We start from the raw sequence: 21,185 nt of genomic DNA on the forward strand, positions 1-21,185 counted from the left end.
GAATTAAGATGTTGCACATTATCGAACATATACCGACTTTTTTGGCCGGGGACATCAAAAATTTGTTCTCAAACTCAGCACAGTGGATTTTGGGACAGGCAAGCTGGGTTATTATAGCTGCTCTTGTTATTTTAGGATTGCGGGCTTGGATGAATGGCAGCTTGATGACACTTTTCGGTGGGATCGTAGTCGCAGGTATTCTCTTTCTCTTTACTGGAAGTGATGGTAAATCTGGACAAACGATGTTAGACAGCCTTTCCAAAGCTGTACAGGATATATTCACGAATGGTAAATGAGGAGTGGAGATAAATGAGGCCTGAAAGGATTATTACTTTCGATGCGGTATGGGGTTTGAAAAAAGTTTTCTACCATATCGAACGTTTTCGCCTCCCCATACCTGTCAGTCTTTCTGAGTTATTAATTATCGTTCTCTTAGAAGCATTTTTTATCGTAATGGGTAATATTGCTCCGTGGGTGTCTACTACTATCCCGCCTGTTTTCCGTTATGCGATTATACCATTTGGCGCAGCGTGGCTGCTCTCCAGAGTTGATTTGGAGGGCAGACCACCTTATCAGTATTTTTGGAGCTCTCTAACCTTTTTATTTTCACACAAACTTTGGTCCAGAGGGTTACCGATTCCAGATGTAACCGAAGAAGGAGATTACCAACTAACCCAAATGGTTGGAGGGATAAAACATTATGCTGCCGATACCGACACAGATTGAAAAGAATGTTGCCTTTATAGAAGGACGACCCTGGGCATTTTACCGGGTCATCCCTTTTTCATATTCACCGCTGTCTATTGATGGGAAGAAGAACGAGTGGATGAATGCCACTCAGTTTTTCCGCCAGATTCAAGAACCGGGATTAGCTGCTCAAATATGGATGATGCGCAGGCGTTTTAACTGGGTGGATTACCTTGATAGATTGGTAAACACAGTAGAGGGTGAACGAAGACATAAAGCCTATGAATCTATGAATACATGGCTCAACTTAATCGAGCGTGGTACATTGCCCGATTACGATTTTATCATTGCTTTTGAGCTGCCTCTTCCCATACCTCAAAATTATAAATGGATTACACAAACTTTTGGGATACCTATTCGTGCCCTTGAAGCCTTCCTTGGACTTGGGAAACGTGTATTTAAAGAAGAAAAAGAATATGCACTGGAGAAATCTTTTGATTATTCGTGGTCTAAGCGGGCATTTGAAGAGAGAGCAGGATCTCTCAGTCGTCTTGATCCACTTATGGAACATGAAATTGCAGATTTTTACCGCCATCATTTCTACCGTGGTATGCCATTGAAACCATTACCTCAAGCTATGCGCAGTGTGTGGCCAAAAGGTCAGCAAGACTACGCTTGGCTTGCCGAAGGCAGTCGAGCTTATGGTTTCCGTTATGTGCTGTGTGATCAAGAAAATGAAAGTCGTTTTGTCAGTTTTATCACATTAGGGGCTTTTCCTGATGAAATTTACTCACCTGGTACAGAGCTCTTCCATCAACTCACTAGTGAGTTTGATTTCCCAGTGGAAGCGATGTTCCGATGGAAGATGATCGCGAATAAACAGGCGACGAGTATGGTAACGAGAAAGCGCAAAGATATCAAAGATGCTACGAGCCATATTGGAGAAGTGGATCAAATTCCACTCGATTTAATGCAGCAAGAAAGTATGGCTGAAGGTCTTGAGTTTGAATTGAAGAAAAATCGACCTCCGATTTTGGATAGCCGTGTTGTATTTGTGGTCGATGGATACGATCAAGAAGAAGTGAACAGCCGTTCCGAGCAAGTGATCAACTTTTTTGACCGTAGAGGCTTTGTAGCAGCAAGACCCACAGGGGAACAACGAAATCTATTTGAAGCTTGGCTGCCAAATGACCGTTACCCTGCTCGCGGTTACGTGAAGAAAATGCTGCCAGAGGTTGCTGCTTCTATCGTCATGCCGGGAGCATCGGAAATACTAGGAGATCCGAACGGTGTTCCGGTAGGTTTGACACGCCGCGGCTCTGTTGTGAAATTAAATCCAGAACGAGGACCTCAGATTAACCAAAATGCTTCGATGGTCATTACAGGAACCTTGGGTTCTGGTAAATCACATACATTGAATAACCTTATCCATAAAACAGCTCTTTTCTGGGGAGCTCGTATTTTCGTAGTTGATCCAAAAGGCGAGCGGAGTCACTGGGTAGGGCGTTTACCAGGACTGGAAGACCGTGTTCACGTCTTAAAGTTAGACGGCCGACAAAACCCAGGAGCCTTAGACCCATTCCAGTTGTTGTCACACGACCCCGAGTTTGCAAGTGAGATCGCTGTGTCGGTTATTTCCCAGTTTGAAGGGAATCTCTCCCGCGGAGATAAAAATATGCTCCTGTCTGCGGCAGAAAGAGCCTTAAAACATGAAAATCCGAGTATGTCCAAAATGGTGGAGGAACTTTACAAAGATGAAGACGGCCGTGACCTTGCAGAATATTTGATGCGGATTGCCCGCCTGCCTCTCGGGAAATTAGTGTTTGGTGAAGGTAATGGCGTACGTGTTCCTGATAATGGAATTATCCTTCTCCAATTAGAAGGCCTGGAACTGCCACCTGAAAAACAACGTGCCAATGGGCTAAGACAAGAAGCGTCTGTAGCAGTTATGTCTATGACAGCCATTTTGGCTGAACAATTTGTTTTGCGCGGTACAGGCGGTGGATTCCGTGTTGCTGCATTGGACGAGGCATGGATATGGCTGCGTACGGACCAAGGGAAATCACTTGCTAACCGGTTAGAGCGTGCTGGACGTTCTGCCAATGCTGGTATTTGGTTTGCGACCCAAAACCCTTCCGATATAGATAATGAAATCTTGAACAACGTCAGTATCTATGTATGCTTAGGGACAAGTGATGAAAATGAGACAACACTGGCTATTGAAGCGCTGAATTTAGATGTAAATGATGAAGGACTGCGCAATGTACTCCAGCAAAGGCGGAGTAAAGCGCTGTCTGGTTACGGATTTATGAAAGATTTAGAGGGAAGATCAGGTTTTATTCAATTCATTACCCCAGAAAAAGACTTAGTAGAACTCTTTAATACGAAGCCAGAAGCGAGTGAAGCATCCAAAGTGGTGTCAGAGGGCGGCATCTAGAGAAAGAAAGGGGTGAAGTCGTGAAGAGGTGGCAGCGTTATTTAGCGATGTTGTTATGCACCATGGTGTTTTTACTAGCAATGTCTTCAACTGCTAATGCATTAAATGATCCGAATAAATATAACACACCAACTTCTGGAGACATCCTTCCAAAAGAAGAGAAAGATAATACCAGTAAATCCATGTTTAAAAAATATGGCTTATCTACTTTTACCCTTGATTATGTGGAAGACTTTGAGAATACTGCCGCAAATGATGTTGTAAATAAATGTAGTCCTAGTTGGAAAGACTTAATCCCTGTTATTGGAGGGCTTTTTAAAGCAGCAGAATGTGTGCCCAGTGCAGGATCGTATGTATTTGGTAAGACGGTTGGAAAGTATTTGGATATCAATTATTACATCAACATCTATAACACGATTCTCTGGATAAACTATGTCTCGGTTGCTTATTTTGTTACCTATTGGCTCACATGGGCTTTTAGCTTAGAGATCATCAATATTGTTATCGATGCTTACAACAATGCGATGGCGAGTATCCAGAAAACGATTTGGGACCCGATGATGTATTTAATGTGGGCAGTAGCAGTTGCTTGGATGGTTTACTTTTGGATAGTCGGGAAAACCACCCAGTTGTGGTCCACGTTTGCTAACTCTATTCTTGTCATTGCTCTATCGGCTACTCTTTTTGCCAACATGGGGAATTATTTACAGACAATGACGCGAGTGAGTTCCATTGTTTCGGTTACGATACTAACTGGTCTGACAGGTCAAGATCAAAATAAAGATATCAATACTGCATCTGATAAGGATCAACAAAAAGTAGTGACAGATGCTTTGCAGGAAAATTTGTACGGCATTTTTATTGATTTACCGTATATGCTCATTGATTTTGGCAGTCCAGAACTGGCAAATAAAATTCCTTGGCAAAACGTACTATCATCAAATGACCGAGAAAAAGTCTTGGGAACAGCTTATGCAAAAATGAAATCCAATAATGATAAAAAAGGCATGGAGCAAATGCTGTGGCTGACTCCTGCTAAGGCGATCGACAGGCTTGTGAACTCCAGTATTATTATGTTTTTAGCGACAGTCGGGATGCTCTGTTTTGCTTATGTAGCTGTTTTGGCTCTTATTTGGCAGTTTATTGCCATGGGACGCGGGTTAGTCTTTGCCTTTTATTTGATCATGAGTTTGTGGCCGCACTATGGTCTGGAACCGGCAATAACCCAATTGTGGAGAATCGGCCAAGCCCTGTGTATGAAAGTGGTTCTGGTAACGTTTTTGGGAGTGGAAACAGTTATAGTATATGATTTTGCTACTTCTGACCAAATTCAAAAGGCCGGATTGATAAATACTTGGGTAATTATTATTGGATTGACGATCGGATTATATATTGCACTTGGAGAGGTCACTCAAAAACTTGGAAGTATCCCGCTTGGGAACGGAAGATTTTTGGCAGGTTACACTACGGAAGCACAAGGTGTTCTCAAGAAGGCTGGCAGCATAGCAGAGAAGGGTGCTGGTTATGCTATCGCAGGTGTTAGTGCTATGTACGGCAGTGCCGGTGGAGTAAAAGCTGGTATGGCGATCGCCAGAAGAGGTGTAGGCGGAGCAGCACGACAAGGAGTAGAACATGGATTAGGAAAAGTAGCTGATTATAGAAGTGATCAGCGAGATGAAAGTAAAAAGAAACGAGATGCAGATAAACAACATAGACAAGATGATCGAGATTATGAAGATCGCAAAGAGGGCTTAAATGAGAACGATGCAAATCTAGCAGATCAAATCCGCAATAAATATGGAGCGGATGTGACCACAGCAGAAGGTCGAAACAGGCTAGAGCAATTAGATCCTGGATTTGCGAAGCAAAACGAGGCAGCTCTTTACCGCATTCGCGATAACTCCATGGCAAATGCAATGGCAAGGCATATGCCGACCAATATTCCAGCTAAGGGTACTCCAGAATATGATGCACTTGTTGCACAATTTGGGGAGGACAATATCCAGGACTGGCAGGCAGCTCAAACCGCAGAGCAAGCAAGAGTGGATAAGGCGATGGACAATTATAATAAATTGAGCAGAAAACAACAATTATCCGTTCAAAAACCAAAACTGAAAACAGAAAATGTAAGAGCAAGATTTGAAGCTGTACAATCTGCAAATCAAGTTAAAATAGAGTCTGAATTACAAAGAATGGCTCAACAGGCAGCAAATTCTGCAGATATGGTTATGGACTTGCAGTTCCTTGGTACAAACGCCCAAAATGTGTTGACGAATATAGATCAGACGTTGAGTGTAAAAGTGGATAGAAATCCTTCTCCTCAGCAAATGAGTCAATTTCAAGATAAACTTAGACGAGAAGTACAGAAACTCGGTGGCGTAAAGGGAAATGCTAATATAAAACTTGATATGCCGAAAATGGATGGTTCTGGAGATGAAACATGGACTGTTTCCGTCAGCGAACTAAACAAAACGCAACAAAAAATACATCAACAGTTTGATGACAGTGCTCTAGCGATGAAAATCAATGAAATCCTTGAGCAAAAAAGAGGCGGCGCCGTTTCTCCTGATGAACTCCGTAAAACAATTGCTGACATGCAGTCAGAGTTAACGAGAAATTTAGCTGGCTCGGCGAAAGCACCAACAATATTCGAAGGCTTTACAGGTAAAGCTGGTTTAGATATGAACCAGATGATGGATACACTGGGTCCTATGCTTGGTATTGACTTTAAAGATCTATACACGTACAAAGATCGGATGGAGAAAATCTCCAAACGATTAAAAGATGTGGAGAGGAAGCAGCAGCAACAAAAACCACCAAAACCACCTAACACCCCACCACGCGGCGGTAATAACCCTTAAAGAAAAGGAGAATGAAAATGATGGATTCACAAGAACCAAAAAAAAATCGCTCCTTTAAAGAAAAAGCCGCTGATGGATGGATTTTATTAAAGCAACTTGCTAAAGAATGGGCAACGGATATTTTTGAGAACAAAAAAAAGCTGGTAATTATAGCTGTTGCAGCGATTTTTTGTATCGTTACTTTTATACGTGGACTCGTGTTAATGCTGTTCTTCTAGCCTCTGTCATTTGGCAGGGGTTTTCCCTTCCTAAGAGAGGAGTGAGAATATGTTCGGTAATGACGATGATCTGATGCAGTTTAAGGAATTCCAGCGCAAGCAACAGGGCGGAGTTCTCGCCATGGAAATGCTGGGTGCTCTATTTCTAATCGTGTTTCTCTTTGTTCCGCTCATCGTATCTATTATTTTAACCATTGTCGCTGTAAGGCAGTCTTGGAAACCGGCTTGGTTTATATGGAGCGGTCTATTGCTCTGTGTGATTGGAATTCCGTTAAGCTTTTTTAACTTATATATTCACGGATTGATGAATCTGGCTTCCCAGTGGTTTGATGGGATTAAAGTAGGGAAAGCTACTCAGTTATTTTGGGATGCTGTTCCTGACAGCTTATGGAACATGACACCAGCATCATTAGTAGTGTGCGTTTTAATGACAGGCCTTTTTATGTGGTTTATTAAAAACCGCCCAGAATTGCTGCCTATTCCTGTAAAACCTCCAAAAGAGGAGAAGCCCGTTGTTCATAAGTTAAGCAAACTAACCAACTTACCTACTATTGAAGATGGTGTGGTATTGGGCTTAGATGATAATGGCAAGCCTGTTCCGCTTTACGATAAAGAAGTAAATATGCACGTATTTGTTAGTGGAGCAACAGGGGCCGGTAAAACGAATACGTTAACTGTAATTTTAGAAAGTGCTATTCGCCGGGGGAAACCAGTTATTATCGTCGACGGTAAAGGGGACATCAGTTTCCTAGAAGAAATGAAAGAAATGTCCGAAGCTTATGGCAGGGAATTCCAAGGCTTTTCCTATAGCGGCGATGTGCACTACAATCCATTCCGCCATGGGAAAGCGACCGAGTTAAAAGATAAAATGATGGCGATGGAAGAATGGTCAGAGCCATATTACAAACGTGCAGCAGAGCGTTATCTTCAGTTGGTATTTCGTGTCTTGCAGTTAGCTGAAATACCAATAGATTTACATGTGGTACAAAGTATGCTTGTTCAGAAAAATTTGATGAATACCGTTAAGAAACTGAAAAATTTACCAAAAGAAGAAGCGGACAACATAAAAGAGTACATCAATGGACTAGATAAAGGTCACAAAGATGCAATCGATGGTCTAAAAGACCGTCTGGCCTTATTGACGGAAAGTGATGTAGGGAGATTGTTTAAAGATGAAGAAGGAGCTAAAACCATTGATTTGCTGGAAGCAGTAAAAGCAAAACGAGTTGCAATGCTTTCCCTCTCTGGACTTAGTTACTCTTCTTTTACCCCAGCTCTTGGTGCGATGATTGTAGAGGATTTGAAAAGTGTAGCTTCTGCACTTGTCGAAAGTGGACGGGAAGACTATATTTATGTCATTCTTGACGAGTTTAACTTGTTTGCAGGAGAACAAGTGGTAAACATGATCAACAAAAGTCGTGCCGCTGGATTTTGCTGTTTTATTGCTACACAGGAATTAGCTGACTTATCTGCCGCAGGTGGAGAAGAATTGGTTGGTCAAGTTATTGGTAACACCAACGTAAAAATTGTTCACCGTCAGGACGTTCCGGATTCGGCAGAATATTTGTCTAACGTGGTAGGGACACAAAAAGTACTAGTGAAAACAACCATGACCGAGGAAAAACTCTTTGGTAACATGTCTAGATTGATGGGAACGGTGCGAGAAGATGAAGAATTAGTGATCCATCCAAACGTGCTAAAAAATCTCCGTCAAGGGGAAGCGATGTTGATCAAGAAGATCCCTGATAACACAGTAGTAAAAACACAAATAAGGCCAGCCCCAGAGCCTCCTGCAAAGGCAGTGGGTTGATAGCTTCAAAGAGACTCCATTAAGTGGAGTCTTTTTCATTTGACCCTTTACATAAAAAAAAGACCTGCATCGATTTAGCAAGTCATGAATCCGTTTTATAGTTGTTTATCACGTTCGGAGCAGATCGTAATATAGTAACCATCTGGGTCTTTTAGTGTAAACTCTTGGTGCATGGCGAATGGATTATAGTGGGGATGGGCTTCGATTGGAGTACCTAGAGCCAGTGCTCTTTCCCAAGCTGTATCGAAATTATCTAGACGAAAGTAAAGAAGTAATCCATTTCCTGCTTGTCCCTTATCTGGATCTTCTAAAGATGGGTGTTGATGATCTCCCCACCGATGGAGGCAGAGCAGTATTTTTCCGTCTTTGTCAATTAGTTGATCAAACACTTCGTTATGGGTGTGTGTATGATGACAATCTAATAACCGGGTATACCAATTTAGACTATCTGCGACATTGGATACAGCAATAATTGGTTCAGTATGTATCATGGAACCACCCCAATCTACAAGAAATACCTACATAGTAGAAGATAGAATAGTTTCAGAGTTAGTTCAGCTTTTCTTTGGTGTTTATTAATATGTTGTCGTTTTCAATGGGATATTTATTCTGGATTAGAAATATAAAAAGGTTATGTATTAAAAATCAATCAGAGAAAGGTTTTATTTGAAGTCATCAAGGGTGGAGCCTTCTATGTACTTTAATTTTTGTGTTTCACTTAACGTGTTGTTACGAGGTTCCTCTTCTACCTCTACCAATTTTTGTTTTGCAGCATCAGAGTAAATTCGAACTGTATTACCTGTGAAGTAAGATATGTCACCAGGAGTTTCGTCAAACCATCTCATCATAAATTGACTAATTTTAGGGGAAGACAACACTTCATTCATAATTTCTAATGATTCAAAATGTGTTTCGAGCATATACTGTAATTCGCCTAAATCTCCTGACATTAGTGTTGACACTGTAGTTACGTCTGTGCAGATACTGCCAGGTAAATTATTGATTTGAGGAAGCAATAGCTCTAAATAGTGTGTTTGAAAGGTCTCCAAGTCCTCTATATTTTTGAATATTGAGATCGTTTTATACATAGTATTCATATCCCTTCGTTAGACGCTTTGGTCTTTGTTATGTTGATAGAAAGTGATGAATGATCTACCATAGAAGATATACTTAACAAAACAGTAGATGTTAACCTCATCTAGTAATTCATATCTATGGAATAGATATAATATTTAATTAATTATACTGTTTATTTCAATATTATTCAAGAAATGATCATATATTTAAAATGGAAAAAGCAATCCCTTAGAGAGATTGCTTTCGCGATTATTTTTTTAACATTTGTTTTACAATGCGTTCTATTCGAGTTTTTGCCTTCTCTTGGGTGCTTAAGTCTTCAGAAGTGATTTCAAATCGACGTATTTTTTCATCCAAATGAAACATATCGATAAGTGCAGAATAATTATTGGTATGATGTTCTCCAACTTCCAGCACTCCATCGATCGTATCTTGTTCTAGATTATGATGAAAATATACGGCGATCTGGCTGCAAACCCCATAAAAATAAGTGGTTGGATGGTACTGAATAAGTTGGGACCAACCTTGATCATCTGTGACAAGACCTTCCCAAGTTTGCTTGAAGCCAAGTTGTTTAAATCCAGTCAAAAACTGCTCCACGCGTTGATCAGGCAATACTTTGATAAAATCGCGGTCATGTGAATCAAGTGCATTTTTAATCTCTAGGTTAGTAATAAAGAAGTATTTTGTATTGATAGAGGAAGCTGGTATATTTGCTGGACAGGTAAAGGAAAATGGAAACGTAATCGTTTCATTTGGCTGAATCACAAATTCTTCATGTGTGACATCAATCATTGCGATTCGTTCTGTTAAGTCACTGCCACTGCGAGCATGAACGGATTGGAGCATAAAGTAAACCGAAAGTCCTTCTACTTTTTGTTCGGCACTACCGCCAGTAGCTACGATCTGCCCAGTAACTTCTTGTCCTGTTGTTACTATTTCTTTGTTTAAACGTAGGTCAATCTTTGCTGCTCCCATTCCCATAGATGCAAGTACGGTTTCAAACAACTTTTCGTCCTCCCAAAAACATATCTTTTTTCCTATCATACCATGCAAGATGTACTTCGAGTAGGGGGAAGCATGGCAAAAGCATATAGGAAAACGATAGCTGTTTAAGATAGTGCTGTAGGTTTCCTTAGTAAGTTATATTCATTATGAAAAGATATATTCATGGTGATAGCTCTAACTATTTATTTATGAAACAAACCTAAATGGACATAAAAATGTTATTATTATTCTGGGACATTGGAAAATTAGGAACAATCAAGTTTCGCCCAAGTGCTGTTATCATCCTTGAATAAGACAGGTAGGAATGTGGATGCTTTTTAAATTTCTATTAAGCTTATTAATCATTGTTGTTGTTGCTCAGTTATTTGGTGCTTTGGCTGCTCGTATTGGTCAACCAAAAGTTGTCGGGGAGATGATTGGAGGACTGATACTAGGACCCTCTGTATTAGGTCTTTTGTTTCCAAGTTTTCAAGAATGGTTGTTCAATAAAAATATCAAAGATCAGTTATATATCCTCAGTCAGTTTGGGATATCTTTGTATATGTTTCTTGTAGGGATTCATGCAAATGACGAAAAGCTAGAAGAGGAGAAATTAATAAAAAACGCTGTTCTCCTTGCTCTTGTAGGTATTATACCGGCATTTCTTATGTTGTTTCTGTTAAGTTGGTATGTATACCCATCGATAGGACCAAAATTTACAACACAATTAGTTTATTCGCTGTTTATGGCAGCCAGCATTTCTGTGACAGCTTTTCCTGTACTTGTCCGGATTTTGGATCAGCATAAGTTGATCAAAACAAATTTGGGGAGATTTGTAATATTTGGCGCGAGTATAGAAGATATCATCGCATGGATGATGTTACCAATCATTTTGTCTATTGCTGCTCTTAATTTATCTTTCAGCAGTGTTAGTATATTTCTGTATTTGAGTCTTTATCTTGTAGTCATGTTTTTTGTGATCAGACCTCTTTTAAAGTTTTTGATCCAAAAGTTTCCTACCCTCCAAAATGAATTTTTCGCAATATTTCTCATTTTGTTTTTAGGCAGCAGTTTGATCACTGAAAAAATGGGACTGCATGCTATTTTTGGAGGTTTTATAGCAGGACTAATTATACCTAGATTAGACCCTGTCACAAAAGATCTCAATGTGAAGATTTCCGATTTTGTTAATACTCTTTTGGTTCCTATTTACTTTGTAAGTTCGGGTTTTAATATCGATTTGCGTTCTTTTACAAACAGTTATCATATCGGGATCATTCTCCTGTTTATTGGTGTAGCATTTATTTGCAAATACTTTACCTGCTTGTTCTTCGCAAAAGGGATAGGATATAGTTGGGGGGAATCAAGTGCCATCGGGGCTTTGATGAATGCTCGTGGGTTGATGATACTCGTGTTTGCAAACATTGGTTTAACCAGTAAATTAATTTCTGCCAATGATTACTGTATTTTATTTCTCATTGCGATTATCACTACGGCTATAACGTCCCCTTTATTAAAATGGTCATTGGGAAAGCAATACAATATGGAAAAGATAGGACAGGAAGAGTATTGACGGTTGCCGCAAAATTCAATATAATCGAGTAAACCGAGTGTTGAACTATATATTTTTAATATCTCTTATCCAGAGAGGCGGAGGGACTGGCCCGATGATGCCCGGCAACCCTAGTGATTCACTAGAAGGTGCCAATTCCTGTAGAGACAAACGTCTCTAACAGATAAGATGAGGAATTTAGAAACCCAAAGCCTCTTCTGGATAAGAAAGAGGCTTTTTTTGTGCGATAAAAAAGGGGGAATTATCATTGAGTACATTTCGACCTGAGACGATTACTGTTCATGGGGGTCAGGCACCAGACCCTGCTACCAATGCAAGAGCCGTTCCTATTTATCAAACAACTTCGTATGTATTTGACGATACACAGCATGCTGCTGATTTATTTGCGTTAAAAGAATTTGGAAATATATATACTCGGATTATGAATCCTACAACGGATATTTTAGAAAAAAGAGTTGCTGAGCTGGAAGGTGGTGTTGGAGCACTTGCAACTAGTTCAGGTCAAGCTGCGATTACGTATTCGATTTTAAATATCGCCAGAGCTGGAGATGAGATTGTAGCCTCAAGCAACCTTTATGGCGGCACCTATAATTTATTTCGGCACACGCTTCCTAAGCTGGGAATTCATGTGCATTTCGTAGATCAGACTAACCCAGATAACTTTCGCAAAGCGATAACAGATAAAACCAAAGCTGTGTTTGCAGAAATCATCGGGAACCCTCAATTAGATGTATTAGATGTAGAAGTAGTAGCCGATGTAGCGCATGAAGCAGGTATACCGCTGATTATTGACAACACGTTTGCCACACCTTATTTAAGTCGCCCATTTGATTTTGGAGCAGATATCATTGTTCATTCTGCAACCAAATTTATCGGAGGACATGGAACGAGTATTGGTGGAATTTTAGTAGACTCTGGAAAGTTTAATTGGAAAAATGGTAAGTTCCCTGATCTAACAGAACCAGACCCAAGTTACCATGGCGTTTCTTATACAGAAGCAGTAGGACCCCTTGCATATATTATTAAAGCACGTGTCCAGCTATTGCGAGATACAGGTGCCGCTATTTCTCCATTTAATGCATTTTTATTGCTGCAAGGGTTAGAAACCCTGCACCTGCGCATGGAACGACATAGTGAAAATGCGCTGAAAGTTGCCAAGTTTTTAGAAAATCACGACAGTATTACATGGGTAAATCACCCTGGGTTAGAAGGTCATCCCTCCTATGAAAAAGCGCAAAAATATTTAGCAAAAGGACAAGGAGCCATCTTTACGTTTGGCATCAAGGGCGGACGAGAAGCAGGAAAACGTTTGATTGAAAATCTATCTTTATTTTCTCATCTAGCCAATGTGGGTGATGCGAAGTCCCTTGTGATCCATCCAGCAAGTACGACACACCAACAGCTCACAGAGGATGAACAAAAAGCAGCTGGTGTTAACCCAGAACTTATTCGTTTGTCAGTTGGGATTGAATCTGTAGATGACATCATTGAGGATTTAGAACAAGCACTTGAAAAAAGCCAACAATAAATGTGCAAAAATAGATACCAAAAATCCCAAGCGAAGATATGCTTAGCTGTAGCGTCCTTTGTTGCTCTTTACAACAGACGCGGAAGACGTGCATATCAAGCGGATTTGGCACAAAATGTTTGTGAATTGGCTCATTAATAACAACAAATTTAAAATATAGGAGGAAATAGTTGTGCCGATTAAGATTCCAGACAATCTTCCAGCGGCTGGAATCCTCCGCAAGGAAAACATTTTTGTGATGCCAGAAAAGCGGGCTTTTCATCAAGATATACGTCCGCTCAAAATGGTGATCTTGAATATCATGCCTACCAAAATCACAACCGAAACACAACTGCTTCGGTTGTTAGGCAATTCGCCTCTGCAACTAGAGGTAAGTCTTCTTCATTTGCAGTCGCATACTTCAAAAAATACACCGCCAAGCCATTTGGAGACTTTTTATCAGACATTTGCAGATATAAAGGAAGATAAATTCGATGGATTGATCATCACTGGAGCCCCAGTGGAGCATTTAGAGTATGAGCAAGTAGATTACTGGGATGAACTAAAGCAAATCATGGAATGGAAAATGACGCATGTCACTTCCACTTTGCATATATGCTGGGGAGCGCAAGCTGCACTCTATTTTCATTATGGTATTTCCAAATACGCTCTGCCCGAAAAGTTATCCGGGATATATGCTCACAAAGTTTCAAAACCGAATACGAGATTATTGCGTGGATTTGATGACCTTTTTTATGCACCTCATTCCCGCTATACCGATATCCGCCGGGAAGACATAGAAAAGTGCAGCGAACTGGAAATATTATCGGAATCAGAGGAAGCGGGGGTTTACCTTCTCGCCAGCAAGGATCGAAAGCAAGTTTTTGTAACAGGTCACTCGGAGTATGACTTACTTACATTAAACGAGGAATATATTCGAGATGTTAAGAGTGGTCTACCGATAAAACTGCCAGAAAACTATTTCCCGCAAGATAACCCAGATAACCTTCCCATTCATACATGGCGTTCACATGCCAATTTATTATTTACGAATTGGTTGAACTATTACGTCTATCAAGAAACCCCATATGATTTACATGCAAATTAAACCGGTTGTTTTGAACCGGTTTTTTGCTGTCATGATAACTTTGTCTCTAATCGCTTTCCTGTGAATCAGCGAAGATGTCGTAACTTTTACCATGTACATAGGTAATCCCATTGCCCATATTGGCAACTTCTGTATCCAGCAGCACAAACTCCAGCTTGCTGCCATTTTCAAGGCTAAGGGATACGGTGCTGGCTCGATTTGTTACGAGGGACGGCCGGACAGGTTTTTCATCGAAAAAGTAGTCGATTCTCAGCTCGTCTCCACCGATTGCCACCTTTGATCCTCGGTAAAACCTCCATTGGGGGATTTTTTTGATCGCCTCTATAAACTCACTTACTTTTGTTCTATTTCCTTCCACGGATAACCGCAATGCCATTGGGTTCACCCTTTCTATTTTTGTAACCGCCTGATGTCCATTCGAATGAGAGCATGCAGCCATCGTTCGTTATCCTCTATTCCATTTGGAAATAAAAACTTTACGATGTAGCCTTTGCCCATGAGTTGAAGCTCGTTTGCTATTTCTTGCTTGTGCTGGTGCATTTTATCGACAGGGTATTGATGTTTATCAGCTAATTGTTGAAGCATTTCGGTGACTTCAAGTGGGATAGTTCGATTTTCGATGATCCAGTCTAAACTCATTGATCTTTTAGATGGAAATTTCATCATCATTGATTTCAAATAATGGGTATATGATAGACACACTCCTTGCATATAGGTTTAAAAATCAGAATAATATGTTAGATATCTTATCTGGAAATCCTCAAATGGCTTTAGAAGAGATTGAAAGTTATGTAGACTTACATATGTTTTATGATCTTTCGGTGGTTGCCACTCTATTACGAGGAAAAATCGCTTTTGAATTGCGGAAGTGGAGCAGAGCAAAGGAGTATCTCAAAAAATCATTAGCAGATTTGGATCGATGTCCTAACTTAGTTACTTCTAACCTGCGCTCTATTTGTTTGAATGACTTAGGGAGGGTTGCATTTTACGATGGTGATTATTTAACTGCTCTTCTTTATACTGACCAAGCAATTCAAGTATTTGATGGTAAAGGAGAGAGACTATATTTTAAGTTCTACCCTTACCTAAATAAAGTCATCTATTTGGAAAAGCTAGGTCGTGATGAGGAAGCACGTCAGGTATTGGAATACTTATATAAGCACATCGACGATTTTAAGGCAAACCTAGTGCTCACGACCCAAATTTATGAGAGATTTGCAAATCTTTTGATACGGTCAGGTTCCCCTTTAAAAGCATTAGAATACGCCCAAGAGGGATTGCAAATTGCTTGGGAAAACAAGGAATACCGTAGGTTATTCTTCCTTTGGACGATTAAAGCAGATATCTTTGTTATTTTAGGAAGAACACAAGAAGCTAAAACGCGATATCGAAAGGCATTAGCACTATGTCATCATGTGGCAAATGATCCTGATGAGATAGGACATGCGCAATTTTCTTATGGGAAATTGCTTTTTGATCTGGGGGAAATGAAAGCAGCAGAGGAACACCTTCTGGATGCAGTTCAATATTTGGAAAATACCCCTAAAGTAAAAGAAGATATTAGAATTGAAGCACTGATTACCCTTGGTCGTCTAAAAGGTCACTTGCATAAATCGGGAGAATCAGAGGAACTATTTCTAATGGTAGATACAATCATGTCGAATAATGATAACAATGATCATGTGTCCGTTGACATTTTCCTAAAAATGTGTAACTTTTATGAATGTAAAGGGGAAAAACAAAAATTTTATTACTATCAAAATCTTATATATCAATCCCTAAAGACCAAGGTGGGATTAGCTTGAAATATCGTTCAGCAGATGGCGATCCAATGGGTAAAACCAAAGGGAGTTTAACATGAAATATCGTTCAGCAGATGGCGATCCAATGGGTAAAACCAAAGGAAGTTTAACATGAAATATCGTTCAGCAGATAGCGATCCAATGGGTAAAACTAATGGGAGTTTAACATGAAATGGCGATTCTATAGGATAAACGAAATCCCACCTTTTATTTAGAAGGTGGGATTTTCCATTTTTTTATTCTATCGCAAACTTACCGCATACTAGGCAGCATTCGTTCTCTTGGGGCCACGAGTGGACATGATTAGTTTGTAACAAAATGCAACCCGGATCATCTTTTAATAGATGATCCGGGTTGCAATATCAATGATATATCTATTGTTTGGTTTATTCATCTTTTTTCTGATTACCCAATTTTAACTTTGATCGAAATCAGGTGCGATGGATTTTTTGATGAATAAGGTAATGAAGAATGCTCCGAGACATAAAGCTGCTGCAAACCAATAAGCATGGTGCACACCTTGAGTCATCGCATCATTCATTATGTTCTCTGTAATCTTTCCTGATTGCCCTTCTAAATAACTCCTCTTTCCTTGACTCATGATACTTACAAAAATGGATACCCCAAGTGCTCCTGCGATTGGCTGTAGTGTGCTGATAATTGCGGTTCCATGGGGATATGACTTCTTCGGCAATTCATTCAACGCATTCGTATTTGCAGGCATCATGATTGCTGAGATGGACAGCATCAAAATGATATAGACAAAGATAAATGACACAATATGCATCGAAGGGCTGATATTGCTGAAGAATATCATGACACTGACTAGTACAATTGTTCCGGTAATCATCAGCTTTCTAGGTCCAAATTTATCGAATAAAGTTCCCATCACGGGTGACATAAATCCGTTCAATAATGCACCTGGTAAAAGCAATAATCCTGCTAACTTCGCGGAATAACCGAGTGGTCCTTGCAAATACATAGGCATTACGATTTCAGAAGCGAGCATTGCCATGACGACAATTACAAAGAGACTGATACCTAATGCATAATTTTTATATTTAAAGACACGTACGTCCAACAATGGCTCTTCTAACCTCAATTGACGCAGCACAAGTAACAACAAACTGAGTAAACCGATAAAGATAATCGAAAGGATTTCTATGGATAGAAAACCTTCTGGATTTCCTCCAGCACTGCTAAATCCGTAAACAATACCTCCTATCCCGATTGAAGACAATATGATGGATATTATGTCGACTTTCGGGCGTGTAACTTCCCCTACGTTTTGTAAAAATTTTAACGCAAACAGAATGGAAAAAACGACGAAAGGAATGACTGAGATGAATAACCAACGCCATCCTAATAAGTCAACGATGACACCCGATAAGGTAGGACCAATTGCAGGTGCGAACATAATGACAAAACCAAACGTTCCCATTACTTTTCCTCGAACCTCAGGACGATACAGATAAAGCAAAGCATTCATAATAACAGGCATCAACAAACCCGTTCCAATCGCTTGAATCATACGGCCTATCAACAGCATCGGAAAATTCACAGCACAAGCTGCAATTGTTGTTCCGATCAAAAATATAGTCATGACACTGATAAACATTTGTCTAGTAGTGAACCATTGAATCAATAATGCAGAAATAGGCATTAGGATACCCATTACCAGCATAAATCCAGTGGTCATCCATTGAACGGTTGATACATCAACGTTAAATACCTTCATTAACGCAGTCAATGCTATATTTAACAACGTTTCGTTCAAGACTGCAAAAAATGCACCAATCATAAACGTAATCATTATTACTCTCGTATTCATTCTTAGTTCCATATCTATCACTCCGTAATTTTATTCAGATAAATTTCCCCATTCATGTCTTTATATCAGCTAATGAAATAACTTTTTTTAATCAAACATCTATTTATAAACAGACGCTGTCCAGTAGGTTTTCGAATTCATTTGGGGAATCTTTTCATTTTTAGACACAAAAAAATGCCTCTTTCCATCGTTTGTAGAGATAGAAAAAGGCACAGTAAATAAACTCAATTCATTAAGTCAAAAAAAATTGAGTTGAATGTACTGTACCTATTACTAACGTAAACGAATGAAACAGAAGCAAATGCAATGATTTAAACAAATACTGCGCATTACTTTCCAGCCTCCACCAATAGAAATAAATTCTTTTTGAAGTTTAGCACAAACAAAATGTGATGTCTATTCAGCGTTTGAGAACTGTTATCCAATAAATAAACAAGAATCTAATCTTGTATCCTTCTTAATTCTCTTAAAGCATCTTTGTTATCACTTGTCAAAATAGGAATTGCTTCGGTTATTTTTTCAATATCCCAGTCCCACCACTTCATTGAACTCAGAATATCAATCGTTTCTTCATCAAACCGGTAGCGTATGATTTTAGCAGGATTCCCACCTACAATGGAATAAGGTGGTACATCTTTGGTCACTACAGCATTTGTCGCAATTATAGCTCCATCGCCTATGTGAATCCCTGGCATGATTGTAGCTTGATAACCTATCCAAACATCATTTCCGATAACTGTATCACCTTTGAATCCACCACTTAAATTTTTCAATCCAACTTCCCAATCCCCGCCAAATGCCCCAAAAGGGAAAGTAGTATAAGCATTTGTATTGTGATTCGCCCCATTCATGATAAATCTGGCATGGGATGCTATAGCACAAAACTTGCCGATTTTTAATTTATCACCGATAAAATCGAAATGATAAAGAACATTTTTTTCAAAACCCAAAGGATCAACAGAATCGTCATAATAAGTGTAATCTCCAACTTCAATATTTGGATTCACTACAACATTTTTCAAGAAACATAAGCTTCTGATATTCTCCATAGGAAAGACATTTTTTTTGTTTGGGCCACTCATATAGTTACACTCCTAATATTTTTTTACATCAATATCCTGTTTTCATTTTATATTAACATTTTATCTTCTTTTTCATAGATGTCTTTTGTTGTTTTTGTTCCTTCAAAATCAAACCATAAACTTGAATTCACTTCTGTAACTTTCTATTAATTTTGTCCCACAATCTGTACATTTTCACCGAGTTTCTTCGCCACCATCAGATATGACGTAATCTGTTTTTCCACGGGCAGGACATGAGGGAACACGAGCCATATAATGAAATCTGACAATTTTAGGTATGAACATTTTATAATCGACCCCCCTTTCTCTTATAAACTATATAAAATTAGAGAATATTCATCGATATAAATATCAATATTTTCTGTTTATTATGCCGTATATATGGGTTATATTGTCAATATCAAGAATGATCGAGGCAGATTTACGGCATTAGCAAGATGGATTACGGTTTTTATTGGAAATAGCAGAGGTTGATGTACTCTATACAGACAAACAACCCATAAGAAAATATGATGGGAGTTTTTAACTGTGAAGAAAGAAGTGCAACCGCTTCATCTGGATGAGGTCAGTCCCCACATAGGAAGTAAGATTTATGTTATGTAACATTGTTTTCCAAAGTAGATTCGAAATAACGCTATAAATCAGTGTCCCCCTCTTTCCGAAAAAAGAGGGGGACCCAGGTAGAGCCTCAGCTCACTCTTCGCTTATCAACCATACGATCGACTAGCGAATAACCTGGTCAGCGGGAGGCGACTTTCTCCTCCTGCTTGGCTGACTTACTCAGCCGCGTTCAGTTGTTGGTATTCCTGTTCCCTGAAGTCCAGTACCTCCTGGCATCGAGGGCTGTTGACGAACTCATCCACAGGCATAGTAAGATCCATCCGCTGAATGCAGATGCCGACTACGTAACCTCCGCCCATAGACTTGTAGAGCCGCATGCCGTAATAGCCTTCTTGGCAGTCGACGGGGTTATTGAGGCTGCATCCCTGACAGGTGTCGGGGAGTCGGACGGTTCGGATTTTCTTGAACTGAATCCTCCTTTTGTCGGGGAGTTCGTACACGGTTCGGGCGCCTGAGACTCCTGCCGTCACGTAGTTCGCGACCGGCTTGGCGTTCAGGTCCGTGAATATCTGGTTGATGGCGTCGATGGATGCTTGACCGTCATCTAGTGAATTGAGCAGCCGGACGGAAAGCTCGCTGGAGTACTCTTCCAGCAGGCGATGAACGCGTGGAATGTGGTCGTGGTTGAGTACGACGATATTCGCACTTGCCTTGACGCCGTTGGAGAGAGCTGCATCGATGCTCCTCGCCAAAGACCTCAGCTTCACTTCTGCCAGCTTTTCATTTCGGAACTTCTCGTTTTGTACTTCGGCCAGCTCCTGGGGAGTTGTTCCAAAGATGGAGAAGTTGACACGGTCCAGACCCGCCGCCGCACTGGGCGGAAAGGCCTTGGGATTCTCTCCGTTGGAGGTCATCCCCACCACATAGTTGTTCTCTGTGGCGACTCGGACGATTTCCGCGACTCGGGGATGCAGGGATGGTTCCCCACCTGTGAGGTGGATTTCCGTTGTCCCGAACACCTCGCGAATCATGTTCAGCGCTGCGATAAACTCGTCGTCGGGTTCTACCAGGTCGGACAGGAAGTTTACTCCGTTCGTCTGGCTGTAGATTGACCGTCGACCCGACTTCCCGCCACCATCCTTCCAGATAGGGACAGACTTCTTGTTGACGGGACTGATAAGAAGGTTGCGGTTGTCGGAAGTCACCGGAACCCCCTCGTTGTGACAGAAGGTGCAGGTGAGCCCGCAAGCATCACCGACCTTCACACGGAGGGACAGATCCTTCTCGACGAAGGTAGGTACAGCTGGAACAGTTACCATCATTACCCTTTCGTTCTAGAGGTTTATCCTCTAGGAATCGAAAGGTTTGAACAGTTGGAACAGATATCACCGTTATCCTTTCATCCTAGAGGTTCATCCTCTTGGAGACTCTCAAAGAGAGGTCCACTTCTCCAGACGATTTGTCTGGAGTCCTAACGAACACAATTCCGATCAACTCCTCATTGATCGGTTGCCACGCCTACGAGGAAAAGGCATTTCCTTCTGCTACTCGAATAGGCTTATTCATGTGCTCCTATTAATTATAACAATTCAGAAAACTGATGACCAGCATTCGTGTAACAAAGCGCAATTTGACCAACAAATG

Annotated in this window: 18 protein-coding genes and 1 riboswitch; of the genes, 10 read left to right on the plus strand and 8 right to left on the minus strand. The window is 40.4% G+C overall.

What is annotated here, in order from left to right; all coding sequences use genetic code 11:
- Positions 1-8: 8 nt before the first annotated feature.
- The 6 genes from AC5WOE_RS10120 to AC5WOE_RS10145 are packed head-to-tail and all read left to right on the plus strand — an operon-like array spanning position 9 to position 8,013.
- Positions 9-296: a TcpD family membrane protein gene (locus tag AC5WOE_RS10120; protein WP_496050070.1), complete on the plus strand. Its 288-nt coding sequence runs from the start codon at positions 9-11 to the stop codon at positions 294-296.
- A gap of 13 nt (positions 297-309) precedes the next feature.
- Entirely contained in the window at positions 310-726 is a 417-nt protein-coding gene (locus tag AC5WOE_RS10125) for a conjugal transfer protein (protein WP_496050071.1), read from the plus strand.
- The gene (locus AC5WOE_RS10130) at positions 701-3,124 is read left to right on the plus strand and encodes an ATP-binding protein (protein ID WP_496050072.1); all 2,424 of its coding nucleotides are present in this window, start codon (positions 701-703) and stop codon (positions 3,122-3,124) included. The genes AC5WOE_RS10125 and AC5WOE_RS10130 overlap by 26 nt, the downstream gene beginning before the upstream one ends.
- A 20-nt stretch (positions 3,125-3,144) precedes the next feature.
- Positions 3,145-5,985, plus strand: coding sequence for a hypothetical protein (locus AC5WOE_RS10135; RefSeq protein WP_496052536.1), 2,841 nt, complete (start codon positions 3,145-3,147; stop codon positions 5,983-5,985).
- Between the two features lie 20 nt (positions 5,986-6,005).
- Entirely contained in the window at positions 6,006-6,203 is a 198-nt protein-coding gene (locus AC5WOE_RS10140) for a hypothetical protein (RefSeq protein WP_496052537.1), read from the plus strand.
- A 49-nt stretch (positions 6,204-6,252) separates the two neighbouring features.
- Positions 6,253-8,013 (plus strand): type IV secretory system conjugative DNA transfer family protein, encoded by a 1,761-nt coding sequence (locus AC5WOE_RS10145; protein WP_496052538.1) that lies wholly within the window; start codon positions 6,253-6,255, stop codon positions 8,011-8,013.
- A gap of 95 nt (positions 8,014-8,108) precedes the next feature.
- Here the strand turns inward: AC5WOE_RS10145 and AC5WOE_RS10150 are convergent, their stop codons facing one another.
- The 3 genes from AC5WOE_RS10150 to AC5WOE_RS10160 form a co-directional block, all read right to left on the minus strand.
- Entirely contained in the window at positions 8,109-8,504 is a 396-nt protein-coding gene (locus tag AC5WOE_RS10150; RefSeq protein WP_496052539.1) for a VOC family protein, read from the minus strand.
- Positions 8,505-8,675: 171 nt separating this feature from the next.
- Positions 8,676-9,101 carry an EthD domain-containing protein gene (locus AC5WOE_RS10155; RefSeq protein WP_496050077.1) on the minus strand — a complete coding sequence of 142 codons (426 nt, stop codon included), beginning with the start codon at positions 9,099-9,101 and terminating at the stop codon, positions 8,676-8,678.
- A 238-nt stretch (positions 9,102-9,339) separates the two neighbouring features.
- Positions 9,340-10,098, minus strand: a complete 759-nt coding sequence (locus AC5WOE_RS10160) for a sporulation protein (protein ID WP_496050078.1) — start codon at positions 10,096-10,098, stop codon at positions 9,340-9,342.
- A 310-nt stretch (positions 10,099-10,408) separates the two neighbouring features.
- Between AC5WOE_RS10160 and AC5WOE_RS10165 the strand changes: the two genes are divergently transcribed.
- The 3 genes from AC5WOE_RS10165 (at position 10,409) to metA (ending at position 14,265) form a co-directional block, all read left to right on the plus strand.
- Positions 10,409-11,650: a cation:proton antiporter gene (locus AC5WOE_RS10165; RefSeq protein ID WP_496052540.1), complete on the plus strand. Its 1,242-nt coding sequence runs from the start codon at positions 10,409-10,411 to the stop codon at positions 11,648-11,650.
- A gap of 62 nt (positions 11,651-11,712) precedes the next feature.
- Positions 11,713-11,820, plus strand: a riboswitch (SAM riboswitch).
- A gap of 77 nt (positions 11,821-11,897) precedes the next feature.
- Positions 11,898-13,178, plus strand: a complete 1,281-nt coding sequence (locus AC5WOE_RS10170) for a homocysteine synthase (protein ID WP_496050080.1) — start codon at positions 11,898-11,900, stop codon at positions 13,176-13,178.
- A gap of 172 nt (positions 13,179-13,350) precedes the next feature.
- Positions 13,351-14,265: a homoserine O-acetyltransferase MetA gene (gene metA, locus AC5WOE_RS10175; protein WP_496050081.1), complete on the plus strand. Its 915-nt coding sequence runs from the start codon at positions 13,351-13,353 to the stop codon at positions 14,263-14,265.
- A gap of 46 nt (positions 14,266-14,311) precedes the next feature.
- Here metA and AC5WOE_RS10180 read toward each other — a convergent pair whose 3' ends face one another.
- Positions 14,312-14,641 carry a hypothetical protein gene (locus tag AC5WOE_RS10180; protein ID WP_496050082.1) on the minus strand — a complete coding sequence of 110 codons (330 nt, stop codon included), beginning with the start codon at positions 14,639-14,641 and terminating at the stop codon, positions 14,312-14,314.
- Between the two features lie 14 nt (positions 14,642-14,655).
- Positions 14,656-14,928, minus strand: coding sequence for a hypothetical protein (locus AC5WOE_RS10185; protein ID WP_496052541.1), 273 nt, complete (start codon positions 14,926-14,928; stop codon positions 14,656-14,658).
- A 101-nt stretch (positions 14,929-15,029) separates the two neighbouring features.
- Between AC5WOE_RS10185 and AC5WOE_RS10190 the strand changes: the two genes are divergently transcribed.
- Positions 15,030-16,070 carry a hypothetical protein gene (locus AC5WOE_RS10190; RefSeq protein ID WP_496050084.1) on the plus strand — a complete coding sequence of 347 codons (1,041 nt, stop codon included), beginning with the start codon at positions 15,030-15,032 and terminating at the stop codon, positions 16,068-16,070.
- A gap of 412 nt (positions 16,071-16,482) precedes the next feature.
- Here AC5WOE_RS10190 and AC5WOE_RS10195 read toward each other — a convergent pair whose 3' ends face one another.
- From AC5WOE_RS10195 to AC5WOE_RS10205, 3 genes are all read right to left on the minus strand, one after another.
- Positions 16,483-17,910: an MDR family MFS transporter gene (locus tag AC5WOE_RS10195; protein ID WP_496052542.1), complete on the minus strand. Its 1,428-nt coding sequence runs from the start codon at positions 17,908-17,910 to the stop codon at positions 16,483-16,485.
- A 428-nt stretch (positions 17,911-18,338) separates the two neighbouring features.
- A complete protein-coding gene (locus AC5WOE_RS10200) occupies positions 18,339-18,980 on the minus strand; it encodes a CatB-related O-acetyltransferase (protein WP_496050086.1) in 642 nt (213 codons plus the stop codon).
- Between the two features lie 776 nt (positions 18,981-19,756).
- The gene (locus tag AC5WOE_RS10205; RefSeq protein ID WP_496050087.1) at positions 19,757-20,863 is read right to left on the minus strand and encodes a radical SAM protein; all 1,107 of its coding nucleotides are present in this window, start codon (positions 20,861-20,863) and stop codon (positions 19,757-19,759) included.
- Positions 20,864-21,185 lie beyond the last annotated feature (322 nt).

This window comes from Shimazuella sp. NTD248, from assembly GCF_059510395.1.